Genomic DNA, 25312 nt, shown 5'->3' on the forward strand with positions numbered 1-25312 from the left:
AAAAGCGCGCTTGACTGCGAGACAGACACGTCGAGCAGGTACGAAAGTAGGTCTTAGTGATCCGGTGGTTCTGTATGGAAGGGCCATCGCTCAACGGATAAAAGGTACTCCGGGGATAACAGGCTGATACCGCCCAAGAGTTCATATCGACGGCGGTGTTTGGCACCTCGATGTCGGCTCATCACATCCTGGGGCTGAAGCCGGTCCCAAGGGTATGGCTGTTCGCCATTTAAAGTGGTACGCGAGCTGGGTTTAGAACGTCGTGAGACAGTTCGGTCCCTATCTGCCGTGGACGTTTGAGATTTGAGAGGGGCTGCTCCTAGTACGAGAGGACCGGAGTGGACGAACCTCTGGTGTTCCGGTTGTCACGCCAGTGGCATTGCCGGGTAGCTATGTTCGGGAAAGATAACCGCTGAAAGCATCTAAGCGGGAAACTTGCCTCAAGATGAGATCTCACTGGAACCTTGAGTTCCCTGAAGGGCCGTCGAAGACTACGACGTTGATAGGTTGGGTGTGTAAGCGCTGTGAGGCGTTGAGCTAACCAATACTAATTGCCCGTGAGGCTTGACCATATAACACCCAAGCAATTTGCTGACCTGAGAAGGCACCAGATTGCGGTGTGTGAAGACGAAACGAACCGAAAGTTCGAAGCGCACAAACACCGAAAGCTGTCACATACCCAATTTGCTGAAGCGAGGCCATCTGGTCACGAGTCAGTACCCGAATTTCTTGACGACCATAGAGCGTTGGAACCACCTGATCCCATCCCGAACTCAGCAGTGAAACGATGCATCGCCGATGGTAGTGTGGGGTTTCCCCATGTGAGAGTAGGTCATCGTCAAGATTAAATTCCGAAACCCCAATTGCGAAAGCAGTTGGGGTTTTGTTTTGCCTGGGAAAAAGTTTTCAGCGCTATGGCGAACAAAATTGCACAGTTATTTTCGAAGCAGAACACTAGAATAGCCCCATCTTTATCGGAGTCAGAGCCTGTATGTCAGAATCGGTTGACGCCCCCGGGCTGTCAGATTTACCGCTGGAAGACTTGATAGCGTGCCACGAGTGCGACCTGCTGATGCGCAAGCCGACACTTGCCCATGGTGAGAAAGCGCTCTGCCCGCGCTGTGGTTACGAACTGTATGCCCATCGCCATAACGTGGTGCAGCGCAGCCTCGCGCTGGTGATTGCGGCATTATTACTTTACGTACCGGCAAACTTTTTACCCATCATGCAACTCAATATCCTCGGGCAATCTTCGCAGGATACGGTCTGGAGTGGCGTGGTCGGTCTGTTCAACACCGATATGCAAGGAGTGTCGATTGTCGTCTTCCTTTGCAGCATGGCCATACCGTTACTCAAGTTGTTGTGCCAGCTGTTTGTCCTACTGACGATCCGCTTCAATGTCGGCCGTAGTTATGGCTTGTTGCTCTATCGTATTTACCACCACCTCAGAGACTGGGGCATGCTCGAGGTCTACCTCATGGGCGTCCTTGTCGCGATCGTAAAGCTGGCGGATATGGCAGCCATCACCGTCGGCCTCGGGCTGGCATGTTTCATTGGCTTGTTGTTGGTACAAGTCTGGCTGGAGGTGGTGATGTCACCGCATCAGATCTGGCAGGCATTATCAGGAGAGGATGCCCATGCGGGCGATTGATGCGGGCATTCTGGTGTGCACCGAATGCCACGAACTGAACAAGCAGGAAGCTGACGTCGATGAGCAGAGCTGTACCCGCTGCGGCGCGCAGGTTCACGCTCGCCGCCCCAACAGCCTGACCCGTACCTGGGCGCTGTTGATCACGGCAGCCATTATCTATATTCCGGCCAACGTCTTGCCGATCATGACGGTCAGCTCCCTGGGCCAGGGTGAACCGAGCACCATCATGTCCGGCGTGATTGAACTGGTGCAGCACGGCATGATTCCGATCGCAAGCGTGGTGTTCATCGCCAGTATTCTGGTGCCCACGTTCAAACTGGTCGGCATCGCGTTGTTGCTGTTTTCCGTGCAGCGCCGGCAGCCATTGTCGGCCCGTCAGCGCATCTGGATGTACCGATTCATCGAGTTCATTGGCCGCTGGTCGATGCTCGATATTTTCGTGATCGCCATTCTCGTGGCGGTCGTCAACTTCGGCCGGATAGCCAGTGTCGAAGCCAATCTGGGCGCCGTCGCCTTCGCCTCTGTGGTGATTCTGACGATGCTCGCCGCAGTAACTTTCGATCCCCGACTGATTTGGGATAACACGGAGTCGGACGACGACCATGACTGATTTGCCTGTAGCGAAAACCCGACCGGCTTCGAACTGGTCGGCCATTTGGGTGCTGCCTCTGATCGCGCTGATCATCGGCGGCTGGCTCGGCTGGCGTGCTTATTCCGAGACTGGTATCGAGATTCAGGTGCGCTTTGAAAGCGGCGAAGGCATCCAGGCCAACAAGACTGAAGTGGTCTACAAAGGCATGCCGGTCGGCAAGGTCAAGACGCTCAAGCTCGACGATGAGGGCAACTCCAAAGGGGTGATCGCCACCATCGAAATGAACAAGGACGTCGAGCAGTACCTGAAGACCAGCACGCGGTTCTGGCTGGTCAAACCGAGCGTGACCCTGGCCGGTATCACTGGTCTGGAGACATTGGTCTCGGGTAACTATGTCGCGATCAGTCCCGGTGAAGGCGAGCCCGTGCGCAAGTTCAAGGCACTCGCCGAAGAGCCGCCGCTGTCCGACGCCAAGCCCGGTCTGCACCTGACCATCAAGGCCGATCGCCTCGGCTCGCTGAATCGCGGCAGCCCGGTGTTCTACAAGCAGATCAAGGTCGGTCAGGTCAAAAGCTACGTGCTTTCCGAGGATCAGAGCACCGTTGAACTGAAGGTGTTCATCGAGCCGACCTACGCCAAACTGGTGCGCAAACACACACGTTTCTGGAACGCCAGCGGCATCAGCATCGACGCCAACCTGTCCGGAGTAAAAGTCCGTAGCGAGTCCTTGGCCAGCATCGTCGCTGGGGGCATCGCCTTCGCCACGCCGGAGAATCGCAAGGACAGCCCAGCGACTGATCCGAGCCTGCCGTTCCGTCTCTATGAAGACTTCGACGCCGCCGCCGCCGGGATTCGCGTGAAGGTCAAACTCAGTGATTTCGAGGGCCTGCAGGCGGGTCGCACACCGGTGATGTACAAAGGCATTCAGGTCGGCAACCTGAAAGCGCTCAAAGTCGATCCGGACCTGAACAGTGCAACAGCCGAGCTGACCCTTGATCCGTTGGCCGAAGACTATCTGGTTGAGGGCACGCAGTTCTGGGTGGTCAAACCGTCGATTTCCCTGGCGGGTATTACCGGCCTGGAAGCGCTGGTGAAAGGTAACTACATCGCCGTGCGTCCGGGCGACAAAGGCGCTGCGCCGAAACGCGAGTTCGAGGCGCGACCGAAAGCACCGCCGCTGGATCTGCGTTCGCCGGGCCTGCATTTGGTGTTGTTTACCGATTCGCTGGGTTCGATCGATGTCGGCAGTCCTATTCTGTACAAGCAGGTCAAGGTCGGTTCGGTGCAGAGCTACCAGTTCTCCCGAACCAAGAAGCAGCTGGTCATCGGCGTGCACATCGAGAAGGAATACGAAAACCTGGTCAACGCCTCGACGCGTTTCTGGAATGTCAGCGGCATTACCCTCACGGGTGGCTTGACCGGCGGCATTCAGGTCAAGAGTGAATCTTTGCAAACCCTGATGGCCGGCGGTATCGCCTTTGAAACGCCGCAAGCCAATGCGCCGTTGAAGAAACGCATACCGCGCTTCCGTCTGTTCGCCGACCACGATGAGGCGAACAAGAAAGGCGCGGTAGTGACGATCAAGGTTGATCGCGCTGACGGCTTGAGCAGCGGTACGCCGGTACGTTTCAAGGGGCTGGATGTCGGCAAGATTGAAAGCGTCGATCTGACCGATGACATGCAGTCGGTAATCCTCACCGCACGCATCACCGAAGTACCGGAAAAGATCGCCCGGGTCGGCAGTCAGTTCTGGGTGGTCAAGCCGGAACTGGGCCTGATCAAGACGCAGAATCTGGAAACGCTGGTCACCGGAAAATACATCGAAGTCCAGCCGGCGGCGAAGAATCTCGGCCCGCAGAAGAACTTCGTTGCCTTGGCCGAGGCGCCGGAAGTCACCAAGCAAGAAGCGGGTCTGAGTCTGGTGTTGAGCGCCGCACGTCGTGGTTCGCTTAAGCCTGGCGTACCAGTGACCTACCGTGAGATCACCGTCGGAAAGGTGACCGGTTATGAATTGGGCCAGACAGCTGACCGTGTGTTGGTGCACATCCTGATCGAGCCGAAGTACGCGCCACTGGTGCGCAGCGGCAGCCGCTTCTGGAACACCAGCGGCGTGGGCTTCGATTATGGGTTGTTCAAGGGCGTGACGGTGCGCACCGAGTCGCTGGAGACACTGATTCAGGGCGGGATTGCCTTCGCCACCCCGGATGGCGAGCGCATGGGCAATCCGGCGCGGGCGGAGCAGACGTTCCCGTTGTTCGACAAATTCGAGGATGAATGGCTGACCTGGGCGCCGAAGATTCAGCTCGGTAAGTAACCTGAAGTTTATGGGGCGTCTATCAAGACGCCTTCGCGAGCAAGCTCGCTCCCACATTTTGTATGCGTTTCTATGTGGGAGCGAGCTTGCTCGCGAAGAGGCCCTCTGATTCAACCCAAATCCCAGGCGATAAAAAAGGGCCGCGATCCCATCAGATCGCGGCCCTTTTTTTGCCTTCAGCTAAAGCCGATCAAACCGCATCCAGCTCCGGCTCATCGGCCTGCACATTCAGCGTGGCCTTGACCACATCATGGCGGCGAATGTACTTCCAGTCCGCCTCATCGATGTAGATCCCCGCCGGGCCGCTGCCGCCTTCCAGGTCGATCGCGACACTGGCGCAGACTTGCGGCTTCACACTCGCCAGAATCGGCACGAAGCCCAGTTGCAGACTGGTTTCCAGCAGCGCCGCCTGGTTCTTCTCGTCGATGTCCGCCGCCTCGTCGAGGTAGTACGGCAGACGCACGCGGCCGGCCAGGTCGCGATCCATCAAGTGCAGCAACAAGTACATGTTGGTCAACGCCTTGATGGTCATGGTCGTGCCGTTGGACGCCGCGCCGTCGATGTCGGTGTGGATCACCGGTTGGCCGTTGACCTTGGTGATCTCGAAAGCCAGTTCGAACAAGTCCTTGAGGCCGAGCTGGTTGTGGTTCGCTGCCACCAGCCGCGCGAGGTATTCCTTGGCCTCTTCGTTCTTGTTGTCCTGCTCGGCGCTCTGGCTGAGGTCAAACACCGACAGTGTTTCGCCTTCCTCATACTGGCCGGCGCTGTGGATGATCTGGTCGATGTGCTTGAGCGCTTCCTTGTTCGGCGCGAGGACGATGCGGAAGCTCTGCAGGTTGGAGACCTGACGCTTGTTGATCTCGCGGTTGAACAGCGCCAGTTGATGCTCGAGGCTGTCGTAATCGCTGCGGATGTTGCGCAGGGTGCGGGCGATGTCGGTGACCGCCGCGCGCCGCGCCTTGCCCAAGGTCAGCGCTTCATCGGTGCGGTGTGCGTAAGCGTTGATCAGCAGCGACAGACGCCGCTCCATGTCGTCTTCGCTGTCGAACTTGGCCACACCTTTCAGACGCACCTGCGCGTACAGCGCCTCGATCTGCCCATCGGCGCGCAGCAGACCCTGCCAGCTGTCCTGATAGTCGTTGAGCAGCGGCAGCAGGTTGTCCATCGAGTCATCGACCGGATCCATGAACGGCGTTCCGAACGGCAGGTCCGCTGGCAGCAACTGACGACGGCGCAGCGCGTCGTCGAGGGTGCGCTGCTTGGCTTCCATGTCGGCGATCTGCCGGCCGACCAGTTGCAGCTTGGCCGACAGTTGCTGGACGCGCTCGGTGAAGGCATCGCTGGAGCGCTTGAGTTCGTCCTGCGCAGCTTCCATCTGCGCCAGTTGTTCGAGTTTGTCGCTTTCTTCGGCGCTCAGGGTCTGGGTGCGACGGAAATCTTCCAGCGCTTTCTGCGCGTCCAGTACTTGCTGATAGAGCGCTTCGGTCTGGGTCTTGCTTGCGGCGCGGTCGGCGGCCACGGCTTGCTGGGTTTTCAGTTGCTTGAGCTCTTTTTCCAGACGCTCCTTCTGATCGCGCAACGCGGCGCGGTCGGCCAGCGCTTGCAGGGCCGGCGGCTCGATGTGCGAGATGTCGATCGATAGGCCCGGCACTTCGAAGCGCTCGCCTTTGAAGCCGTCAAGAATCAGCTCGACCGATTTGACCCACTCACCGTTCTCGTCGAGGGTGATGCCGTGCTCGCCCAGCGGCAGGCTGAACAGCGCGCTGTTGAACAGGCGCATCAGGCGTTCGACGTCCTGTTGCGAGAACTCTTCGCGCAGACGGGCGTAGCTGTTGTTGTCGGCGTGATCGAGTTGTTGCTTCACCGACTTCAGGCGTTTTTCCAGATCGCGCAGACGCTCTTCGAGGTCTTCGGCGCTGAACTGACGCGACTGCGCCAGGGCACCGGCCAGTTCATCGTGAGCATCCTTGGCGGCGAGCAATTGTTGCTCGAGCACTTTGACGTCATCGACCAGCGCGAAGCGGTTCTTCAGCACCGACAGCTCACCGAGCCAGCGCTGAATGCCGGAAATCTCCCGCTCCAGACGCATCAGTTCCTGGGTGCCGCCGCGCTGATCGTTTTGCAGATCGTCCTGCTCGCGACGGTAGTGCTCGGCCTGGATGGTTAGCTCTTCCTTGCGCGCCGTGGCGTAGTCCGACCAAGTGCCGAGCAACGAGTCGAGCAGCGGTGACAGGCGATGCAATTTGCCGCGCAGCACGTCGCGCTGTTTCACGCCGTTGGCCAGCGCTTCAACCAATGGACCGGCGGCGACCAGCGAGTTGTAGTCCTGCTCCATGCGCCGCACATCGCGGAAGGCTTCTTCGCACGCGGCGATGTAATCGACGCTGCCGGAACGCAAGCTGTGTTCGAAGGCATCGAGGAACAGTTGCTTGAGCTTGGCCGCGGTGATTTCACGCATGTGCAGCAGGTTGATGAACAGCGCACGGAAGGTCTTCAGGCTCTGCTCGCTGGTGGAGCGCAGCGGGATCAGGGTCAGGTCGAGCGGGATTGACGTGTGGCCGCCAACCAGCAAGCGGCGCAGTTCATCCGGCTTGAGTTCGTAGGCTTTCAGGCCTTCTTTTTCGAGATTGCTGAACAGCTCTTTCTGACGCAGGCAAGTGTCGTTTTTCTGGTAGTGGGCCAGATCGAGCTTGCCGGCGTAGGCGAAGAACTGGTGGCCGAAACCGCCGCCCGGGCCGCGACCGACCACGCCGATTACGTGGGGGCCGTGGGGCAGGTTGACTTCGACGAGGATGTAACTGGTGTCGGAGGCGAAGTAGAAGCGCCGCGATTGTTCGAGGCTGTACTTGCCGAAACTCATGTCGGACATGCGCGCCAGAATCGGAAACTGCAAAGCGTTGATCGACGCCGATTTCCCGAGGTTGTTCGCGCCATACACCGACAAGGGTTCTTCCAGCGGGAACAGGCCAAGGCTGTAACCGGCGGTGTTCAAAAGGGCAAAGCGGCGGATGCCGTAGCGTTCCTGGCTCATGCATCGGACTCCTGTTCTTCGGCAATGGCGCGGGCCAGTGCGTCTTCTTCGCTTTCTTCTTCAAACTCGCTCAAATCCAATGGATCGTCGGTTTCGAGGAATTTCGCTTCGGCTTCTTCGTCGATCAGCACCGGCGCCGGCAGCGGCAGAACGCTGTGCACGCTGGCTGCGAGGTCGCGGTCCTGCTGTACCGACAGGCACACGTCGAGGAAACGGTGCATCGGCGGCAGGAAGCGGTAGACACCGTTTTCTTCGCCGGCAAAACCAAGCTGGGTCATGCGGCGCATGATTTTTTCTTCGAGTTCTTCGACGGTCTGCACTTCGGCCTGGATGAACAGGTCGCGGTACTTGTCCAGCAGCGACGGCAATTCTTCGCGGCCGAGGCTGCCGCCGTCGAGCACGGCAATCGGGTCGCGGCCCTGATCGGCCAGGTGCTCGACGAGGATGAAGGTGAACAGCGCCAGACGCTGGGCGGTCTTGTTCACCGCTGCGGCGGCCATGTCCGGCACGAAATAGTAGAAGCCACGGGTGTCGCAGACCAGTTCAAAGCCCAGCGCCTTGAACAGCGTCCGGTACTGGTCCTGGAAATTCGACAGTTGTGCGTACAGCTCGGGATCACGGCGGCTGACGTGGTAACCCTTGAACAACTCGCGGAAAGTCGGCGCCAGTTGCGACAGTTCGGAAAGATCAAGATGCATTTGGGATGCTCGCAGAATCCTCGGCGGCGGTATCGCTGGCCGAGAGCAGGGCGAAGGAGCGCAGGCTGACCTGGTGCTCGTGAGTGTGGTATTCGCGGCGTTCCAGACGCTCGCGCTTGAAGCGTTTTTCCCGCGACAGGCGCGAGAACCAGTAAAGCAATTCGTCGGTGGCGCCGTCCGGTTCCTGCTCCAGCAGCCAGGTCATCAGGTCCGGCATCGGCAACGATTCTTCGCAACGATCGACCATCTCGCGCACGGTGCGGGGGGCTCGTGGCGCGTCGCCCGCCTTCTGGGTTTTGTGCGCCTTGGGGAAGCGCGCCGGTTTCGGCTCGAAACGCGCCAGCGCATAGACGTAGGCTTCGACCTGACTGGCGCTGCCGAGGAAGGTGCTTTGCGGACGGGTGAACAGCGGCATCGCCGCTTGCGGCACGGCGTCGATGCCTTTACGCCGGATCGCCGCCAGCGCCAGTGCGGCGCCACGGGTCACGGCGTTGTGCCGACGCGCTTCTTCACGCAACGGCAGCAGCAGTTCGCGGGCATGGCGCAGGGTCAGTTGCGCGCTGGTCTGCATTTCGAGGATGCGCGCGTGGGTGCGCAGGAGCATGTCGTCATCGACCAGATGGCCGAGGCGCTGCTGTTCGCTGAGCATCTTCAGTAGCACCGTTTCGACCTTGCGCACGCCTTGTTCGAAGGCGCCGTCGGCGTTGACCAGATCAATCATCGGCTCGACGTATTCGTCCCACGTCGCCAGCACTTCGGCGTAACGCTGACGCAGCGGAATCTGCCGGTCGCTGGTCTTCGCCCGTTCGGCGACTGCCACCAGGGCCTGTTCATCGTTGTCGAGTTTCTTCAGTACGTCGCGCACGCGCATGTCGAGCAAGCGCAGCTGGCGCGCCAGATCGTTGCCGTCACGAACGTCGAAAGCGTCCTGGATATAACCGGCCAGACGCTCCAGGTGACGCAAATAGGCTTCGATTTCCAGGCACAGACCGAGGCGGTGTTCGCGGCGCAGGTAGGCGAGGAAGTCGTGGATCTGCGCGTTGAGCTCGAAACGGTTCGGGCTTTTCGCCACCGGAACCAGAATATCGAGGCGAATCCACACGTCGAGCAGGCTGGTGATGTCCTGCGGCGTGCTGTCGAGTTGTTGGGCTGCCAGTTGCGTGCGCAGTTCGTTGAGGCTCAGGGTGCCTTGGTCGAAGTGCTCGCACAGTGGCTCCAGAAGTGCCCAGTGTTCAGCGAGGGCGCGCAAGACGCGCTTGGGTTCGATCATCGGAATGGCCGGCTGGTTGGCGATTAAAAGCGGCGATTGTACTGCATCACAGGCGCGGCGATTCACTCTCGGGACGGGCTGTCGCATTCTTTGCCAAAAGGGCAGCGGCGCAGCGCAGCGCGGGGTCTCGATCAACAGCGAGCGATCTTGTGCGAAGGGCGGTAGAATCAGCGCACTTTCCGTTATCCACAAGTGGCCGACCTTTGCTTATCGAGTCCCGCCGCCGCGCCTATTTGAACGCCATGCAGGTGGTCAACTGGCTGCCGCGCACCGAACTGCCTTTCGCCGCACCGTCGCGGCCCGAGCTGTTGGAGATGCCCGAGCCTGAGCTTGAGGTACCGGTTGTTCCGGCGCCTCTGGCCGAAGCACCGGCGCAGCCTGCCGCGCGTCAGGCCGAGCGACCGAAAATCGAGGTGCCGCGTCCGTCGCTGGCCAGTACCCGCAACGGTGCGAAACCGGTGGAAGAAGTCGACGACACGCCGGTGGTGGTCAAGCCAGCGCCAGTGCCGCCACCGCGTTTCGCCCTGCAACTGCTGCGCGCCGGGCGTTGCCTGCTGCTGGTCGAGTTACCCACAGGCGAAGCGTTTCAGAGTCGCGATCCGGCCTACCTGCTGCTCAAGGACATGCTGCGCGCCGCCGGTCTACCGGATGCGCCGCAAATCGTCGGCGAACCTGTGCGCTGGCCGTGGCTCAATCGCGGCACGCTGGATCAAGGCCCGGAAGCGGCGCGCGATTTCGTGCAGGGTTTCCTCTCGGTGCAGATGGAAGCGGCGCCCTGCGCCTGTCTGTGGCTGATCGGCCTGCCGGCGGTGAAATTTGCCGGGGAAGCGGACGCCGAAGCGTTCAATAGTGAATTGCAGATCGAAGGTCTGGGCCTGGCTTGGGCGATTCCCGGTCTGGAACTGTTAATGGAAGAGCCACAGCGCAAGGCCGCTGTGTGGCAAGCCATGCGTCGGCTGATGGCGCGCTGGAAACAATCCGATGAGTGAGGCTGTAACCTTTCGCCCGATGACCGAGGCGGACCTGGACGCTGTGTTGAAGATCGAATACGCCGCGTACAGCCATCCGTGGACCCGGGGGATTTTTCTCGATGGCCTGGGCAAATACCAGATCTGGCTGATGTTCGAAGGGCAGCAGCAGGTGGGCCACGGTGTGGTGCAGATCATTCTTGATGAGGCGCACCTGCTCAATATCACCGTCAAGCCGGAAAATCAGGGGCGCGGGTTGGGGCTGACATTGCTTGAGCATCTGATGTCGCGAGCGTATGCGGCTGAGGCTCGGGAGTGTTTTCTTGAAGTGCGCGACAGCAACACGGCTGCGTTCAAGTTGTATGAGCGGTATGGCTTCAACGAGATCGGCCGGCGTCGCGATTATTATCCGGCGGTGGGTGGGCGTGAAGATGCGGTGGTGATGGTCTGTACCCTGGTTGACTGAGGCCATGTAGGAGCTGCCGAAGGCTGCGATCTTTTGATCCTGTTTTTGTAAGATCCAAAGCAAAATCAAAAAATCGCAGCCTTCGGCAGCTCCTACAGGGGGCAAATTTCAACTCAGCGGATCAGCGCTTGCCATCCAGCGGATCCAGATCCGCCAGTTCCGCCTCATCCAGCCCGTCACCGCCGCCGATGTCATTTTCATCGACCACGCTTAGATCCCAATCCGCCTGATTACCATCGCCGACTTCCTCGGCATCGCGCGCACCATCCTCGCGAATCAACGTTTCCGGGCTCAGGTCATCGTCAGTCGGCTGGTGATCGTCCACCGAGGCCCCGGTCATACCCGCCTCACGCACTCGCTCAGCCGGCATCAATTGTTCACGTTCACGCTCGGGCAGCTCATCGCCGATCTTCGCGCTGGGCTCTTCATCGTCGAAATCCAGCTCGTGCACCGAGCCCATGCGGTCTTCGTTATCATCGATGGGTTCCGGTTGCACCGCATCATAAGGGCGTCGTGAATCAGTCATGGCAATTCCTCATAGTGTGGGCCTTACTGAGTGGACTCACCGGGCGCGCGAGAATTCCAACGAAAACACTTTGCGCTGGCGGCGTGACTTCGACGGGTGGTCGTCTATCAAACCTGCGCATCTTTCTTGAGGCCTTATCCATGCACGATCTACAAGACCTGATTGATAACAACGAGCGTTGGGCTGACGCGATCACCAAGGAAGACCCGGATTTCTTCGCCAAACTGGCGCGCCAGCAGACTCCGGAATATCTATGGATCGGCTGCTCCGACGCACGCGTACCGGCCAACGAAATCGTCGGCATGCTGCCGGGCGATCTGTTCGTGCACCGCAACGTGGCCAACGTCGTGCTGCACACCGACCTCAACTGCCTGTCCGTGATCCAGTACGCGGTTGATGTGCTAAAGGTCAAACACATCCTCGTCACCGGCCACTACGGCTGCGGCGGCGTGCGCGCATCGATGCAGGATCGCCAGTTCGGCCTGATCGACGGCTGGCTGCGGTCGATCCGCGATCTGTACTACGAGAAACGCGAGGAGCTGGCCAAGCTGGCGACCGAAGAAGAGCAGGTCGATCGCATGTGCGAACTCAACGTGATCCAGCAAGTGGCCAACGTCGCGCACACCAGCATCATCCAGAACGCCTGGCATCGCGGGCAGCCGCTGTCGATCCACGGCTGCATCTACGGCATCAAGGATGGCCGCTGGAAAAGTCTCAATACCACCATCAGTGGTTTCGAACAGTTGCCGCCGCAATACCGTTTGCGTCCGGTCGGCGCGCCGTAACCGCAGCTTTCAGCTTCGGCCTGGATGCCGCCAGCGCTGTAAAAAGCGCTGGCCTTCAGGCGTGGGTGGTTCATCGTAACCGGTGATCCACCCACGGCAACGCGACGAACCGCAATCACAGGCGAACTGGCGTAGCAGTTTGTCTTCGGTCGATGCGTAATCGATGCTCAGATGTTCGCCGCTGTGGATATCTTTCAACGCCCACAGCCACAATTCGCTCATGTCGAGAAATACATTCGGGTCGCAGGCGTGTTCCAGCACCCCGCAAAAGCGCGGATCGTAAACGTGGATGCCGGTTTGCAGCTGACGGGTCTGTCGACAGCGATAGGGCAGCAATTGCCCGGAAACCCGGCACATTCGGCTGATGCGCAGAAACTCACGGCGCGCGACCACTGCCGTGGCGACGCCTCGTTCGTTGTGGATGATCTGGAAGTCGTCGCAGGATGGAAAACCCAGCCGCACCGGAAGTCCGGCGAACGGATAGATGCCTTCTGTGTCGCGCGGCAGGTGCCGGCCCATGGCTTGATTGTTCATAACGATCCTTGTTGTTGAGTGTTGCCTCCGGATTGTGCCCATGCCTCGCCAGGCGAAGCATGATTGGATCCAAGCGTCGCGCAATTGAAGGTACCGGTCTACTGTCAAACCTGACAGGCGCGATCACCGTTGGCCCGCGTCAGCATTGGCTGACACGGGGGCTCCGGCAGCGATTACAGAGCGGGTGCGGGCACGGCGGCCGCAGGCAAGGGCGCTTTCAGCTGTTGCAGTTGCGTCTTGACTGGTGGCGTGGCGCACTTGGCAGCCGCTTCTTCGACGCTGAGGTTGCGGATCGAGGTGTAGAACAACTCGCAGGTTTTGACCTTTTGCGTCACCTGCCATGTTTGCGTGCAACTGTTCAGCGTGGCCTGCGCATCGCTGCCCGGCTTGCTGCCCATCCCGGCCTGCCAGCAAGCCGCGCTCAAATCCTGGCCCATGACTTTCAGGCCCGCCGCGTCAGCCTTGGCCTGGGCATCGTCGCCGGTATAGCTCTTCGGATCGGCGGCGTACCAGATATAGCTCGGATGGTTGGAACCGAGCACTGGCACATTCACCCCTTCGGCCGGACTGATGCTTGCCAGCCCCAATACGCCCACCGTCGGCCCATATTGTTCCTTGATCCAGTTGCGCACCGGCGCCCCGAACGCAACCATCGGCAGCGTCGTGCCGCTGGCGGTCTGGCTGAACTGCTTGACCAGCGTGGTCTGGTAATCCTTGAAGTAGTCGTAGACGTCCTCCAGCTCCCCGCCGGCATTGGACGGCGCGGCGATCGGCGCGATGTCGATGATGGTCTGATAAGCCGGCGTCTGCCCGGCAGGGATGCCGTTATCGGTCAGCAAAGTCGCCCAGCGATCGGTGGTGTTCGAGCGCAGGTAGTCCTGCGCCTGGGTCAGCGAGTAGTCAGGCGGGAAGTGCAGCAACTCGACGCTCTTGCGATTCTCCAGGGCCATGCCCAACGGCAGGAACAGATACCAGCTATAGGCCCATTTGCCATCGGCATTCAACTTGCTGGCGCCGGCATAAGCCAGATCGCCGGCGTCGAGCAACGCCGACAGCGGCTTGTCATAGCCGTCCGGCACTCCGGTGATCTCGGCGTAGAGCTGATCGTTGTCGGTCTTCACCAGCACCTTGGCATCGGCGTAACCGTCTCGCTGTACGCTCTGGCTCAGGTAGTGAGCAACGGTCTGCTCCAGCGTCCAGTTGCGAAAGCAGATCACGCTGCAATTGTTGGGGTAGGCGAAGAGCCGGGTGACGCGCTCGGTGCTGCCCAGTTTCACGTCGATATCAGCGTGGACGGCGGCGCTTAGCGTCAGTGCAACGAGGGTAAGTCCTGCGAGTTTGAACATGCTCAGATCCTTTTCAGCGTGGGTTCCCCTTGATTTGGGGGCGCTTCATAGTGGATCAGCGGTGTTTGACAGAAAAGCGGTTGAGTATGGATTTCATGATTTCCACGCCAGACCTGTGCAAGCGAGCGCTCGCTCCCACAGGCCTGGCTCGTTTTTGCTACGGCATCACCGGCGGCGTATACGCCAATGTCGTCCCCAGCGCCCACAACAGCAGCAGCACCAGTGGCGTGTGTACCAGCAGTTGCACGAACGAGAAGCCTATCAAGTCCCGCGCCTTCAACCCGAGCACGCCCAGCAGCGGCAGCATGTAGAACGGGTTGATCAGGTTCGGCAGGGCTTCGGCGGCGTTGTAGATCTGCACTGCCCAGCCGAGGTGGTATTGCAGGTCATTGGCGACTTGCATCACGTAGGGCGCTTCGATGATCCATTTGCCGCCGCCGGACGGGATGAAGAAACCGAGAATCGCCGAATAGACGCCCATCAGCAGCGCGTAGGTGTCGTGGGAGGCGATGCTGACGAAGAAGGTCGAGATGTGATGCGCGAGGGTTTGCGCATCGGCGCCTTTGACTGTGGTCATCAGCGCGGCGATCGAGCCGTACAACGGGAACTGGATCAATACGCCAGTGGTGGTCGGCACCGCACGGGCCACCGCATCGAGGAAGCTGCGCGGGCGCCAGTGCAGCAGCGCGCCAAGCATGATGAACAGGAAGTTGTAGGTGTTCAGGCCGGAAATCGCGGTAATCGCCGGTTTGGTCGAAAACTCGTGAAACAGCCATCCCGCCGCCAGCAGCACCAACACGATGATCAGCAAAGGGCTGTGTTCCAGCCATTCGCCGGGGCGCGTGCGCGGTTGCAGTGGCGGCAGGTTGAACGCCGGGTCGATGCCGCAGGCCTTGGCGTCGCGTGCCGAGTTCGGCCCGGGCGCGGTGGCGTAGGCGATGATGATCGAGATCACGATCAGCGCCAGCAGCATGACCCCGGACTGCCAGAGAAAAATGGTTTCGGTGAACGGGATCACGCCAGTGATCGACAGGATCGACGGCGGCAGGCTGCCCGGGTTGGCCTGCAACTGTGCGGCTGACGATGACAAGCCCAGCGCCCACACCGCGCCAAGTCCCAGGTATGCCGCAGCACCGGCCGCGCGGTAATCCATTTTCAGGTCGGTGCGGCGGGCGAGGGCGCGTACCAACAGCCCGCCGAATACCAGCGACAGACCCCAATTGAGCAGCGAGGCGACCATCGAGATCAGCGCTACCCAGGCCACGGCGGAGCGGCCGTTCTTCGGGATGCGTGCCAGTTTGTCGATCAGCTTGACCGCGGGCGGCGAGCTCGCGACGACGTAACCGCCGATCACCACGAAGGCCATCTGCATGGTGAACGGGATCAGGCTCCAGAAGCCGTCGCCGAAGGCCATCGCTGCAGCGGTGGGTTTGGCGCCCATGGCCAGAGTGGCCAGCGCAACGATGATCACGGCCAACGCGGCGAATACCCAGGAGTCGGGAAACCAGCGTTCGGCAAAACTGGAACAGCGCAGGGCAAAGCGCGCGGAGCGGCTATCTTCGATATCAACGGCCACGGGAAGTACCTCGGATTTTTTATGGTTATTTTGATCCGTGGGAGCAGTCGCCCGGCTCGACCCACAGAGATCCCCTGTGGGAGCGAGCCTGCTCGCGAAGACGTCGGCACATTCAGCATCGGGTTGTCTGAACTGACGCTTTCGCGAGCAGGCTCGCTCCCACATGGGCAGCTGGTCGGTGTTGGCGTGGTCCCTTGGACAGGCGCTAACAGTAAATCAAGCGCCGCCCTTTTGTTGAGCAGGTTTTCGCAAACCGAGACTATGGTCTGACGGGTTGTCGATCCGCGCTTTTGCGTAGACCATGAGCGCCTTGTTTTTTGCCGATGCCTGAGTTCTTTGTCATGACTGCCAATTCTCCAGCCCGACCGGCGCCGTTCAGCCGTGCCGATTACAAGACCCTCGGCCTTGCGGCGCTCGGCGGGGCGCTGGAAATCTACGATTTCATCATCTTCGTATTCTTCGCACTGACCCTGAGTCAGTTGTTCTTCCCCCCGGAAATGCCCGAGTGGCTGCGTTTGCTGCAGAGTTTCGGCATCTTCGTCACCGGTTATCTGGCGCGGCCTCTGGGCGGGATTCTGATGGCGCATTTCGCCGACCGTCTGGGCCGCAAAAAGGTGTTCAGCCTGAGCATCCTGATGATGGCGCTGCCGTGCCTGCTGATCGGGATCATGCCGACCTACGCGCAGATCGGCTATTTCGCGCCCTTGCTGTTGCTGGCGCTGCGCATCCTGCAAGGCGCTGCGGTGGGTGGTGAAGTGCCGAGTGCCTGGGTGTTCGTCGCCGAGCATGCGCCTGTCGGCCATCGCGGTTACGCCCTCGGTTTCCTGCAAGCCGGCCTGACCTTCGGTTACTTGATCGGCGCACTCACCGCGACCTTCCTGGCGCAGGTTTTCACGCCTGCGGAAATTCTCGATTACGCCTGGCGCTATCCGTTTCTGCTCGGTGGCGTGTTTGGCGTGGTGGGCGTTTATCTGCGCCGATGGCTCAGCGAAACCCCGGTGTTCATGGCCATGGAGGCGCAACGCGAGGCGCGGGTCGAATTGCCGCTGCGCACGGTGTTGCGTGAGCATCGTCTGGCCATGCTCCCGGCCATGTTGCTCACCTGCGTACTCACCTCGGCGGTGGTGGTCTTCGTGGTCATCACCCCGACCATGATGCAGAAAACCTTCGGCATGACCGCCAGCCACACCTTCGGCCTTAGTGCCTTGGGCATCGTTTTTCTGAATATCGGCTGCGTGATCGCCGGTCTGCTGGTCGACCGCATCGGCGCCTGGCGCACGGTCATGCTCTACAGTCTGTTGCTGCCGCTGGGCATTGGCGTGTTGTATGGCTGTCTGATCATGGGCGGCCATTGGATCGGCATGGCCTATGCGGTCGCCGGTCTCGCTTGTGGGGTAGTGGGTGCGGTGCCTTCGGTGATGGTCGGGCTTTTTCCGGCGCGGATTCGCGTGTCGGGCATTTCCTTCACCTACAACATTGCCTACGCCGCCTGGGCAAGTATCACACCGCTGTTGCTGATAGGTCTGATGCCGTGGAGCCCGTGGGTCTGCGTGATCTTCTGTGCAGTGATGGGCGCGGTGGGAGTTCTGACAGCGGCGTATTTCGGTGCGCGCATGCCACGTACCGGACCGTGTCAGGCTGCCGGCGCTGCCTGAACCACAAGCGCCGGATTATTTTCGACTGACGGGTCTGGCGCTGGCTTCAGAAAAGCTGTGCAAGGCCGATGGCTAGGTTGTATCCGCTAACTACCCTGCCATCGGTGCTTTCCCATGTTCAATAAACGCTTGAAACAAGAGCTGGCCGCTCTGCGCGAAGAACTCTCCAGCCTTGTACAAGTGAAGGAAAGCCTGGAAAGCGAAATGCTCGCGCTGACCCTTGAGCCCGACGGGCGGATTCGTTCGGTCAACCAGAATTTTCTCGATGAAATGCTCTACAAGAGCCAGGACCTGGTCGGCCGGGCAATTGAAGACATCGTGCCGGCCCACGTCAAAACCGACGAATTCCATCAGCGCTTCAAGAACTCGATGAGCCGTGGCGAGCACTTCGCCGGCGCCGTGCGCCTGTTACGCGGCAATGGCGATGAGGCGTGGCTGCGTTCCATCGTGCAACCGGTGCGCTCGTCCGATGGCCGGATCAGACATATTTCCTTCTACGCCAGCGACCTGACCCGCACCATCGAAGCCTCCCGCGAGCATGAGAACCTGATCGGCGCGCTGGTGCGCTCTACCGCCGTGATCGAGTTTGATCTCAACGGCAATGTGCTCAGCGCCAATGACCGCTTCCTCAATGGCATGGGTTACAGCCTGGCGCAGATCAAAGGCAAACATCACCGCACGTTCTGCGCCCCGGAAGAATACAACAGCGCCGAGTACCAGAATTTCTGGCGGCGCCTGAACAGCGGTGAGTTCGTCGCTGGTCGCTTCAAACGGATCGACAGCCATGGTCGTACGGTGTGGCTGGAGGCGTCCTACAACCCGGTGGTCGATGCCAACGACAAACTGTACAAAGTAGTGAAGTTCGCCACGGTGATCACGGATCAGGTCAACCGCGAGCAGGCGGTTGCCGACGCAGCGAGCATCGCTTACAGCACCTCGCAACAGACCGACAGCACCGCGCAACGTGGCACCACGGTGGTCACCGAAGCGGTCAACGTGATGCGTGATTTGTCGCGGCACATGCAAGCCGCCGGCGAAGGTATCGAGGCGCTCAACGAGCAGTCGTTGGTGATCGGCACGATCGTCAAAACCATCAGCGGCATTGCCGAACAGACCAACCTGCTGGCGCTCAACGCCGCGATCGAAGCCGCCCGGGCCGGCGAGCAGGGCCGTGGTTTTGCCGTGGTCGCGGACGAGGTTCGGCAACTGGCCTCGCGCACCAGCCAAGCGACGGACGAAATCGTCGGCGTGGTACGGCAGAACCAGGAAATGGCGCGCAATGCCGTGGCGCTGATGACCGACGGCAAGCTCCAGGCTGAACAGGGCCTGGCGCTGGCGGCGGAGGCGGGCACGGTGATCGTCGAGATTCAGGACGGTGCGCAGAAAGTGGTGGATGCGGTGGGGCAGTTTGCCAATCAGCTCTCTCACTGATCGACACTGACCAAGTGTGGGAGCGAGCAGGCTCGCTCCCACAGGTTCTGTGTTTCTCCAGTGGCAGCGCTACAATCGGCTCCTTTTCCTCCGGAGCAGATTCCCATGAGCGTCTCCCACCGCCGCCCGGTGCCTCTGAACAAAGCCTACCGCCTGCTCAACCACGGGCCGACCGTGCTGGTCAGCGCCGCCCATGACGGCCAGCGCAACATCATGGCCGCCGCCTGGGCCATGCCGCTGGATTTCGAACCACCGAAAGTCGCCGTCGTCCTCGACAAATCCACCTGGACTCGCCAGTTGCTCGAAGCCTCCGGCACTTTTGTGCTGAATGTGCCTTGCGTCAATCAGGCAGATATCGTGCAAACCGTCGGCAACACCTCCGGCCTGGAAATCACCCGCAACCAAGGTCAGGACAAGTTTCAGGCGTACGGCCTGCAAACCTTCGCTGGCGAACAGGTTGAAGCGCCGCTGCTCGAGGGCTGTGTCGCCTGGCTCGAATGCCGCCTGCTGCCGGAGCCGCGCAATCACGAGCAATACGACCTGTTCCTCGCCGAAGTCATCGCCGCCCAAGCCGATGAGCGTGTGTTCAGCGATGGGCGCTGGCATTTCGAAGGGCAGGATGGATTGCGTACCTTGCACCACGTTGCGGGCGGGCATTTCCTGACGATCGGGGATGGGGTGGATGGCAAGACGTTGGCGGTCTGATTTACTCCCGGGAGAAGGCCTGCTGCTCGGCAGGCCTTTTTCAATGCAGTGTTTCAGTCCCCCAACGCTTCTCCCTCACGCCGAGGATCGGCACCCCCGTCAAGGTCGCTTTGCCCTGCGCATCCTTCACCCGCACGATCGCTTGGGTGCCGCTGGTCATGTCGATTTCGCTGAGCGTGTGGCCCTTGTCCTTGAGTGCCTGAATCAGCGCCGGGCTGAACTGTCCCTGTTCCAGTTCGGTGGGGCCATTGCGGCTGCCGAAGTTGGGCAGGTTGATCGCACTTTGTGCATCGAGGTTCCAGTCGAGCAGGCCGATGGTGGTTTTGGCCACGTATTCGATGATTTGCGAGCCGCCGGGCGAGCCGACTGTGGCGACGAATTCACCAGTGTTGCGATCAAAGATCAGCGTCGGCGCCATCGACGAACGTGGGCGTTTGCCCGGTTCGACGCGGTTCGCGACTTTCTGCCCGTTCTCTTCGGGGATGAACGAGAAGTCGGTCATCTGGTTGTTCAGCAGAAAACCCTGAACCATCAGGTGCGAGCCGAACGCGGCTTCGATGGTGGTGGTCATCGAAACGGCGCCGCCGAGATCATCCACCGCGACCACTTGCGAGGTCGAGATGCGCAACGGCGAGCGGTCCGGTGCGTAGGCAACCTGTACGCCCGGCGGTGTGCCCGGTTTGGCGCTGCCCATGCTGCGCTCGCCGATCAGGCTGGCGCGGCTGGCCAGATAGGCAGGATCGAGCAACCCTTTGACCGGCACCGGGACGAAGTCGGTGTCGGCCACGTATTGCGCGCGATCGGCATAGGCCAGACGCTCAGCCTCGGCGATCAGATGCACCGCTTGCGGCGCCGGTTCAATGCCGGCCGGCCTGTTGCTGTTCACTGGTTTGAGCGGGGTCAGCGACAGGCGTGGATCGCGAGTCTCCAGCGCCTGCAACGTGCCGAGAATCTGCGCCACGGCGATCCCGCCTGACGACGGTGGCGGCATGCCGCAGACCTGCCAACGCTTGTAGTCGGTACACAGCGGCGCGCGTTCCTTGGCCTGATAGCGCTGCAAATCGTTCAGCGACAGGCTGCCGGGGTTGGCGTGCTGTTGAGCCTTGGCGACGATCTCTTCGGCGATCGGACCTTTGTACAGCGCATCGGCACCTTCGCTGGCGATACGTTTGAACACGGCGGCCAACTTCGGGTTCTGCAGGCGCGTGCCGACAGCTTTGACGCTGCCATCGTCATTCAGGAAGTACGCGGCCATGTCTGGCGACTGGCGTATCAGTGGATCGGCAGTCAGCAGCGAATGTAGACGCGGGGAAATCGCAAAGCCTTGCTCGGCCAATTTGATCGCCGGCTCAAACAGCTTCGCCCACGGCAAGCGACCGTGTTGTCGATGCGCCAGTTCCAGCGCACGCAATACCCCGGGCGTACCGACCGAACGTCCGCCAATCTGCGCTTGCGTAAAGGCCATCGGTTTACCGTCAGCCTTCAGGAACAGCTTCTCGGTGGCCCCGGCCGGCGCCGTTTCGCGGCCGTCATAGGTGCGCACCTGCTTGCCATCCCACAACACAATCATCGCCCCGCCACCGATCCCGGAAGACTGCGGCTCAACCAGCGTCAACACCGCCTGCATCGCAATCGCCGCATCAATCGCCGAACCACCCTGACGCAACATCTCCCGCCCGGCTTCGGCCGCGAGTGGATTGGCAGCAGCGGCCATGTGTTTATTGGCGTGTCGGGTTTGCAGATCAGTGCGATAGCCGGATGCAGCTTCCGGTGCCAGCGGCAAGGAAGAAGAGGGCGGGGCGTTGCATGCGGTGAGGGTCAGAGCGCTGATGAGCAGTGTCAGGGCTGGCAGGCGAAAGCGCTTCAAGGGCTGGGCTGGAAACACGCGGGCTCTCCGTCCGTGGGGTAGAAGTCTTGGGGGACTTTATCGGGCGGGCGGGCGGGGTGCAAACCGCGTGGGGATTTGATGCTTGGTCAATCGTCCTCGACGGTACGTTCTAAACCCGGTTGGTTGCGATGGATTCAGTCGAATCAATAATGTCTTTGGTTGTAGTTCTTCGCCCCGGCTGGAGTACTTTTCGTACATTTCTCCTACAGAACTTTCAGGTCGACAACCTACGCGCCGCTGCCTGAGGATGTTTTCTGTAGTGTTTTCCAGGATGGATATCAGATGAAGAGGATGAGTCCGTTGCCATTCGATTTTATTTTCAGTTGGCCATTGTCATGAGCATTTCCGATGAGGACCGCGATTTTCTGGTCGCGTTGGGCAGTCGCATTGCACATTTACGCACGGTGCACGAGATAACACAGACGCGGTTTGCAAGAGCTTTAGGTCTTTCCCGGCAGACCTTTCAGGGTTACGAGGAGGGCTCGCGCAGCATGCCGGTCACGACACTGGTGAAGATGGCATTTGCGCTTCGCGTTCCCGTTGAAGACCTGCTCGGGGTTCCCTCGTACACGGAGACGCCCAGGCGCAGCTTGACCTCGACGTGGTATCGACGGCTGCAGTCCATCAATGAGCTTTCGAAGGTCCAACAGAAGGTGATTGCGCAGATGCTTGACGCGCTGATCGCACAGGCAGGGACCAAAACGAGCAACGAAGAAACAGAAGTTTGAAGTAACCCAAAGAACGCGGAACCAAGGTGCGCGAACACCCTGGCCCGCTAACCACGAAGCAGCTTAGAAGGAGCTGAACCATGGCTAAAACCAATCATACGACATCAACCCCCATCACTGAACGCCGGTTGAAAATCGCCGCAGATTTTTACCCGGTCCACACCAAGGAAAAAACCTACAGCCCCGCCAAACCCGTACCCTGGATCAGACTGCGCGGCCTGTGGTTACGGCAGGCAGGATTCGAGGTGAACGAGAACGTCAAAGTGCGTGTGATGAAAGGGTGTCTGGTGATTACAGCGGAATAGATGAATCGTCCAAGTACAGCCGCAACGCCAGTTGCGTAGGAAAAACGCCGCTAACCCTCAAGGGATAGCGGCGTTTTTTCTGAAATAGCGCTTTTGATTATTTAGAATTTTATGGCGGGTGGGGCCTGTAATACCTAGCTAAGAGCCTGGTTGTGAGGAAGGCATTATTTTGAATTTGATATTTGGCTTATGTGAAAAAAGGCGAATTGCAAACTGTAAGAAAGTCTGACGGATGAGCGGCTGCGAGCCCACTGATCAATCGAAAGGGCTGAAGATAGACCTTCTGTGGGTGGGGAACCGGAGGGGAGATTATTGCAGGCATAAAAAAACGGCCTACCTTTCGGTAAGCCGTTTTTAGTACTTGGTGGCTACACAGGGACTTGAACCCCGGACCCCAGCATTATGAATGCTATGCTCTAACCAACTGAGCTATGTAGCCAAGTGGCGCGCATTATTCCCCTGAAATGGCAAAGCGTCAAGCGTAAATCGAAAATATTTCTTCCTGTTTTCAACTGCTTATCCTCCAGCCCCGAAAATCGGGGCCGGGGAGGGCGTCAGCGCAGTTGGAATCTGGCGGTATTGGCGCTCAGGGCCTCGCTGCCCTGGCTCAAGGTGTCCGCTGCGAGGTTCACCGCACGTGCGCCTTCAAGCAAACGCACCGCCGCTTGGTCGACCTGCTGGATATTGCCGCTGACTTCGTCGGCGGTGCTGGCCTGTTCCTCAACCGCCGTGGCGATTTGCGCCAGGGTGTCGGTGACACTCTGTACGGCGCTGGCGATTTCTCCCAGGCGTTCGCCCAGTCCGGTGACCGCCTCGGCATCCGATTGCGCTTGGCCGCAGGCGGCCTCCATCAGGCTCACCGCTTCGTTGACCGTGGCGCGCAGGCTGTCGACGGTGCCGGCGATCTGCGCGGTGGACGATTGCGTGCGTTGCGAGAGGCTGCGCACCTCGTCGGCGACCACGGCAAAGCCGCGACCCTGTTCGCCGGCGCGGGCGGCTTCGATGGCGGCGTTGAGCGCGAGCAGGTTGGTCTGCTCGGCGACGCCGCGAATGGTGTCCACGACCAGTTGAATCTGCTGGCCTTGCTCGCTGACCCGGCCAAGCGCGGCGGCGGTGTCGTTCAGGCGCTGATTGAGCTGCTGAATGCTGGCCGTGGTGCGCTGGCTGTCGCGGCTGCTGTCGGCGGCGATGCGCCGGGTTTGCTGGGCGCTGCCGGAAGCCTGTTCGCAACTCTGCGCGACGCCTTGCGAGGTCGCGGCCAATTGCGTGGCGGCAGCGGCGATCTGGCTGATCTGCAACTGCTGCGCCTCAACTTCACCGAGCGCGCCGCTGGAGTGTTGGTTGAGGCTGCGCACCGCGTTGCTCAACTGCGAGGTCTCGTGGTCGGCGCCGAGCATGCTGCTGCGCAGCTGCACCACGGCGACGTTGAGCGCGGTGCTGATCGCTGCCAGCTCATCGCGCCCCACCACCGGCACTTGCAGGCTCAGGTTGCCGTCGCGCAAGGCCTCAGCGAGCAAGGTGATGCTGCTGGCACTGCGGCGGATCGAGGCTTGCAGGCAGACGAACAGGTACAACGCGGCCAACAGCAGGCAACCGAAGATTGCGGCGACAACAATGAACTGGCGGATCGCCGAGCTGTAATACGCATCAAGCCGCTGATCCAGCGCGACCAGGGATTGCTGGCGCAGGGAAGCGAGGTCGGTGAGCAGCGCGTCGAGGCTGCGTTCGAAGTCCTCTGGCTTGAGGTTGATGCTGCCGCCAAACACACCGTCGTCGAGGACTTTCAGGCCGCTGTCGAGGTGTTTCAGGCTGTCGTGATACTGACCGGCCCAGGCTTGCAGCTCGACTGGCAGACGCGCCTCCAGCAGGCCGGCGGTTTTCACCAGTTGCTCGCGGGCGTCACCAATGCGGCTGCGCAGGTCGCGCAACTGCAGGCGGCTCTGCAGGGTGAACTGCCCGGAGACCACCGAGGCCTGGCCGACCGCGGCGAGACGGCCGACCCGCTCGATCAGGTCCGGTGCGTGTTGCGTGGAAATCTGCGTCAGCAGGTAGGTTTCCAGCCACGGCGCGAGGGTCAGGCGATTGTCCATCACAATCTGCTCGCGCAAGGCTTGCAGCGCGCCCAAGGCATTGGTGAAGCGGTCATAACCGTCCGGCCACCAGCCGACATTGCTGAGGCTTTTCGTATCCAGGCCATTGAGTGCGGTTTGCAGCGCCTGAAAGCGTTCGAGGATTGCGCCGTCGGCACCTTGCTGGTTCAGGGCATTGCCCAGCTCGGTGGTGGCTTGCAGCACCGCCGGTTGCACGCCGTCGAAGGCAGCCATGGCGGCGAGGGTGGCCGGTGTCGGCTGGCGATTGGTCTCGGTGGCGCGCCAGCGGGCGGCGCGGTCGCGTTGCGCGGCGAGCAGGTTGTCCAGCGCATCCAGCGCGAGCAACTGACGCACGCCGGCACGTTCGCCCGAAATCAGGTTGAGCTTCTCGCGATAGTCATGGCCGATCATCAACAGGCTGCCGGCCAGCGGCAGAATGAACAGCAGAAACAACAATTGGAATTTACCTGCGAAGCCAAACCGCCCCAGCAATTTGATCCCCGGTGAAAGGAAAGCCTGCATGCCTCATGACTCCTCTGGACACCACGCACCATTGGCGTGCATCGCGAACCTTTCGGCTGCGGCCTGTGCCCTCTAAAAGGCCTCGAAAGTTCACCCATGCCCGCTCTGTAGGCCGGCTCTGTAGCGAAACTTCCCATTGTCGAGCGCCTTTGTAAGGCGATCGTGTTCAAGGGCAGAAGCAAGGCAAGATTCAGACCATGGCGTTGCGCTATCACTTTCGCCACCAGCGAT

At 60.4% G+C, this 25312-nt stretch carries 18 protein-coding genes, 1 tRNA gene, 2 rRNA genes and 3 pseudogenes (1 of these 24 running past the window's edge); 14 read left to right on the forward strand and 10 right to left on the reverse strand.

Features of this window, described 5'->3' with window-relative positions; all coding sequences use genetic code 11:
* The 5 genes from AB4N47_RS01105 to AB4N47_RS01125 all read left to right on the forward strand — a co-directional run.
* Nucleotides 1-572, forward strand: a 23S ribosomal RNA gene (locus tag AB4N47_RS01105); it begins 2322 nt to the left of the window's first position.
* Between the two features lie 156 nt (nt 573-728).
* A 5S ribosomal RNA gene (gene rrf, locus AB4N47_RS01110) occupies nt 729-844 on the forward strand.
* A gap of 147 nt (nt 845-991) precedes the next feature.
* Complete coding sequence (locus AB4N47_RS01115) at nt 992-1651, forward strand: paraquat-inducible protein A (RefSeq protein ID WP_071173598.1); 660 nt, start codon at nt 992-994, stop codon at nt 1649-1651.
* Nucleotides 1638-2261 carry a paraquat-inducible protein A gene (locus AB4N47_RS01120; RefSeq protein ID WP_071173597.1) on the forward strand — a complete coding sequence of 208 codons (624 nt, stop codon included), beginning with the start codon at nt 1638-1640 and terminating at the stop codon, nt 2259-2261. The genes AB4N47_RS01115 and AB4N47_RS01120 overlap by 14 nt, the downstream gene beginning before the upstream one ends.
* Entirely contained in the window at nt 2254-4557 is a 2304-nt protein-coding gene (locus AB4N47_RS01125; RefSeq protein ID WP_016773187.1) for a PqiB family protein, read from the forward strand. Before AB4N47_RS01120 ends, AB4N47_RS01125 begins: the two co-directional genes overlap by 8 nt.
* 190 nt (nt 4558-4747) lie before the next feature.
* Here the strand turns inward: AB4N47_RS01125 and mksF are convergent, their stop codons facing one another.
* Genes mksF through mksB form a run of 3 tightly spaced genes read right to left on the reverse strand, consistent with a single transcriptional unit; the run spans nt 4748 to nt 9556 of the window.
* Nucleotides 4748-7588, reverse strand: a complete 2841-nt coding sequence (gene mksF / locus AB4N47_RS01130) for an Mks condensin complex protein MksF (protein WP_041480021.1) — start codon at nt 7586-7588, stop codon at nt 4748-4750.
* Complete coding sequence (gene mksE, locus AB4N47_RS01135) at nt 7585-8286, reverse strand: Mks condensin complex protein MksE (protein WP_341639422.1); 702 nt, start codon at nt 8284-8286, stop codon at nt 7585-7587. Before mksE ends, mksF begins: the two co-directional genes overlap by 4 nt.
* The gene (gene mksB, locus AB4N47_RS01140) at nt 8276-9556 is read right to left on the reverse strand and encodes an Mks condensin complex protein MksB (protein ID WP_160768349.1); all 1281 of its coding nucleotides are present in this window, start codon (nt 9554-9556) and stop codon (nt 8276-8278) included. The genes mksE and mksB overlap by 11 nt, the downstream gene beginning before the upstream one ends.
* A 242-nt stretch (nt 9557-9798) precedes the next feature.
* Between mksB and AB4N47_RS01145 the strand changes: the two genes are divergently transcribed.
* On the forward strand, nt 9799-10545 hold the full coding sequence (locus AB4N47_RS01145) for an energy transducer TonB (RefSeq protein WP_110602976.1): 747 nt from the start codon (nt 9799-9801) through the stop codon (nt 10543-10545).
* Nucleotides 10538-10990 (forward strand): ribosomal protein S18-alanine N-acetyltransferase, encoded by a 453-nt coding sequence (rimI, locus tag AB4N47_RS01150; protein ID WP_016773192.1) that lies wholly within the window; start codon nt 10538-10540, stop codon nt 10988-10990. Before AB4N47_RS01145 ends, rimI begins: the two co-directional genes overlap by 8 nt.
* 121 nt (nt 10991-11111) lie before the next feature.
* On the opposite strand, the gene AB4N47_RS01155 is transcribed toward rimI, so the two are convergent.
* A complete protein-coding gene (locus AB4N47_RS01155; protein ID WP_264365766.1) occupies nt 11112-11516 on the reverse strand; it encodes a serine kinase/phosphatase in 405 nt (134 codons plus the stop codon).
* A 140-nt stretch (nt 11517-11656) separates the two neighbouring features.
* Here AB4N47_RS01155 and can point away from each other — a divergent pair, with 140 nt between their 5' ends.
* The gene (can, locus tag AB4N47_RS01160) at nt 11657-12301 is read left to right on the forward strand and encodes a carbonate dehydratase (protein WP_039761245.1); all 645 of its coding nucleotides are present in this window, start codon (nt 11657-11659) and stop codon (nt 12299-12301) included.
* A gap of 9 nt (nt 12302-12310) precedes the next feature.
* Here can and AB4N47_RS01165 read toward each other — a convergent pair whose 3' ends face one another.
* The 3 genes from AB4N47_RS01165 to AB4N47_RS01175 all read right to left on the reverse strand — a co-directional run bounded on the left by AB4N47_RS01165 (nt 12311) and on the right by AB4N47_RS01175 (nt 15757).
* Nucleotides 12311-12835: an SET domain-containing protein gene (locus AB4N47_RS01165; RefSeq protein ID WP_016770725.1), complete on the reverse strand. Its 525-nt coding sequence runs from the start codon at nt 12833-12835 to the stop codon at nt 12311-12313.
* Between the two features lie 173 nt (nt 12836-13008).
* The gene (locus tag AB4N47_RS01170; RefSeq protein ID WP_341639423.1) at nt 13009-14181 is read right to left on the reverse strand and encodes a hypothetical protein; all 1173 of its coding nucleotides are present in this window, start codon (nt 14179-14181) and stop codon (nt 13009-13011) included.
* 157 nt (nt 14182-14338) lie between these two features.
* Nucleotides 14339-15757: a short-chain fatty acid transporter gene (locus AB4N47_RS01175; RefSeq protein WP_016773194.1), complete on the reverse strand. Its 1419-nt coding sequence runs from the start codon at nt 15755-15757 to the stop codon at nt 14339-14341.
* A gap of 341 nt (nt 15758-16098) precedes the next feature.
* Here AB4N47_RS01175 and AB4N47_RS01180 point away from each other — a divergent pair, with 341 nt between their 5' ends.
* The 4 genes and pseudogenes from AB4N47_RS01180 (at nt 16099) to AB4N47_RS01195 (ending at nt 19548) form a co-directional block, all read left to right on the forward strand.
* On the forward strand, nt 16099-17412 hold the full coding sequence (locus AB4N47_RS01180) for an MFS transporter (protein WP_223630756.1): 1314 nt from the start codon (nt 16099-16101) through the stop codon (nt 17410-17412).
* Between the two features lie 204 nt (nt 17413-17616).
* Nucleotides 17617-18303 (forward strand): annotated as a pseudogene (locus AB4N47_RS01185) (PAS domain-containing protein); the annotation flags it as partial.
* Between the two features lie 102 nt (nt 18304-18405).
* Nucleotides 18406-18843: pseudogene (locus tag AB4N47_RS01190) on the forward strand (methyl-accepting chemotaxis protein); the annotation flags it as partial.
* Nucleotides 18844-18948: 105 nt separating this feature from the next.
* Nucleotides 18949-19548, forward strand: coding sequence for a flavin reductase family protein (locus tag AB4N47_RS01195; RefSeq protein ID WP_341639424.1), 600 nt, complete (start codon nt 18949-18951; stop codon nt 19546-19548).
* A gap of 53 nt (nt 19549-19601) precedes the next feature.
* Here the strand turns inward: AB4N47_RS01195 and ggt are convergent.
* A pseudogene (gene ggt, locus AB4N47_RS01200) lies at nt 19602-21433 on the reverse strand (gamma-glutamyltransferase).
* A gap of 338 nt (nt 21434-21771) precedes the next feature.
* Between ggt and AB4N47_RS01205 the strand changes: the two are divergent.
* Nucleotides 21772-22164, forward strand: a complete 393-nt coding sequence (locus tag AB4N47_RS01205) for a helix-turn-helix domain-containing protein (RefSeq protein WP_341639426.1) — start codon at nt 21772-21774, stop codon at nt 22162-22164.
* 80 nt (nt 22165-22244) lie between these two features.
* Nucleotides 22245-22469: a SymE family type I addiction module toxin gene (locus tag AB4N47_RS01210; RefSeq protein WP_039761255.1), complete on the forward strand. Its 225-nt coding sequence runs from the start codon at nt 22245-22247 to the stop codon at nt 22467-22469.
* A gap of 362 nt (nt 22470-22831) precedes the next feature.
* Here the strand turns inward: AB4N47_RS01210 and AB4N47_RS01215 are convergent.
* Together AB4N47_RS01215 and AB4N47_RS01220 are read right to left on the reverse strand one after the other, a co-directional pair.
* Nucleotides 22832-22908, reverse strand: a tRNA-Met gene (locus AB4N47_RS01215).
* 115 nt (nt 22909-23023) lie between these two features.
* Nucleotides 23024-25081 carry a methyl-accepting chemotaxis protein gene (locus tag AB4N47_RS01220; protein WP_460154388.1) on the reverse strand — a complete coding sequence of 686 codons (2058 nt, stop codon included), beginning with the start codon at nt 25079-25081 and terminating at the stop codon, nt 23024-23026.
* Nucleotides 25082-25312: the final 231 nt, after the last annotated feature.

This window comes from Pseudomonas sp. S3_G06, assembly GCF_054667565.1.

What these genes read in the sequence shown, in the direction of transcription:
- AB4N47_RS01220 (WP_460154388.1), bottom strand. Translation starts at nt 25,081, where the DNA reads ATGCAGGCTTTCCTTTCACCGGGGATCAAATTGCTGGGGCGGTTTGGC.
- AB4N47_RS01210 (WP_039761255.1), top strand. Translation starts at nt 22,245, where the DNA reads ATGGCTAAAACCAATCATACGACATCAACCCCCATCACTGAACGCCGG.
- rimI (WP_016773192.1), top strand. Translation starts at nt 10,538, where the DNA reads ATGAGTGAGGCTGTAACCTTTCGCCCGATGACCGAGGCGGACCTGGAC.
- AB4N47_RS01115 (WP_071173598.1), top strand. Translation starts at nt 992, where the DNA reads ATGTCAGAATCGGTTGACGCCCCCGGGCTGTCAGATTTACCGCTGGAA.
- AB4N47_RS01205 (WP_341639426.1), top strand. Translation starts at nt 21,772, where the DNA reads ATGAGCATTTCCGATGAGGACCGCGATTTTCTGGTCGCGTTGGGCAGT.
- AB4N47_RS01120 (WP_071173597.1), top strand. Translation starts at nt 1,638, where the DNA reads ATGCGGGCGATTGATGCGGGCATTCTGGTGTGCACCGAATGCCACGAA.
- AB4N47_RS01170 (WP_341639423.1), bottom strand. Translation starts at nt 14,181, where the DNA reads ATGTTCAAACTCGCAGGACTTACCCTCGTTGCACTGACGCTAAGCGCC.
- AB4N47_RS01125 (WP_016773187.1), top strand. Translation starts at nt 2,254, where the DNA reads ATGACTGATTTGCCTGTAGCGAAAACCCGACCGGCTTCGAACTGGTCG.
- AB4N47_RS01155 (WP_264365766.1), bottom strand. Translation starts at nt 11,516, where the DNA reads ATGACTGATTCACGACGCCCTTATGATGCGGTGCAACCGGAACCCATC.
- can (WP_039761245.1), top strand. Translation starts at nt 11,657, where the DNA reads ATGCACGATCTACAAGACCTGATTGATAACAACGAGCGTTGGGCTGAC.
- AB4N47_RS01165 (WP_016770725.1), bottom strand. Translation starts at nt 12,835, where the DNA reads ATGAACAATCAAGCCATGGGCCGGCACCTGCCGCGCGACACAGAAGGC.
- AB4N47_RS01195 (WP_341639424.1), top strand. Translation starts at nt 18,949, where the DNA reads ATGAGCGTCTCCCACCGCCGCCCGGTGCCTCTGAACAAAGCCTACCGC.
- AB4N47_RS01180 (WP_223630756.1), top strand. Translation starts at nt 16,099, where the DNA reads ATGACTGCCAATTCTCCAGCCCGACCGGCGCCGTTCAGCCGTGCCGAT.
- mksE (WP_341639422.1), bottom strand. Translation starts at nt 8,286, where the DNA reads ATGCATCTTGATCTTTCCGAACTGTCGCAACTGGCGCCGACTTTCCGC.
- AB4N47_RS01145 (WP_110602976.1), top strand. Translation starts at nt 9,799, where the DNA reads ATGCAGGTGGTCAACTGGCTGCCGCGCACCGAACTGCCTTTCGCCGCA.
- mksB (WP_160768349.1), bottom strand. Translation starts at nt 9,556, where the DNA reads ATGATCGAACCCAAGCGCGTCTTGCGCGCCCTCGCTGAACACTGGGCA.
- mksF (WP_041480021.1), bottom strand. Translation starts at nt 7,588, where the DNA reads ATGAGCCAGGAACGCTACGGCATCCGCCGCTTTGCCCTTTTGAACACC.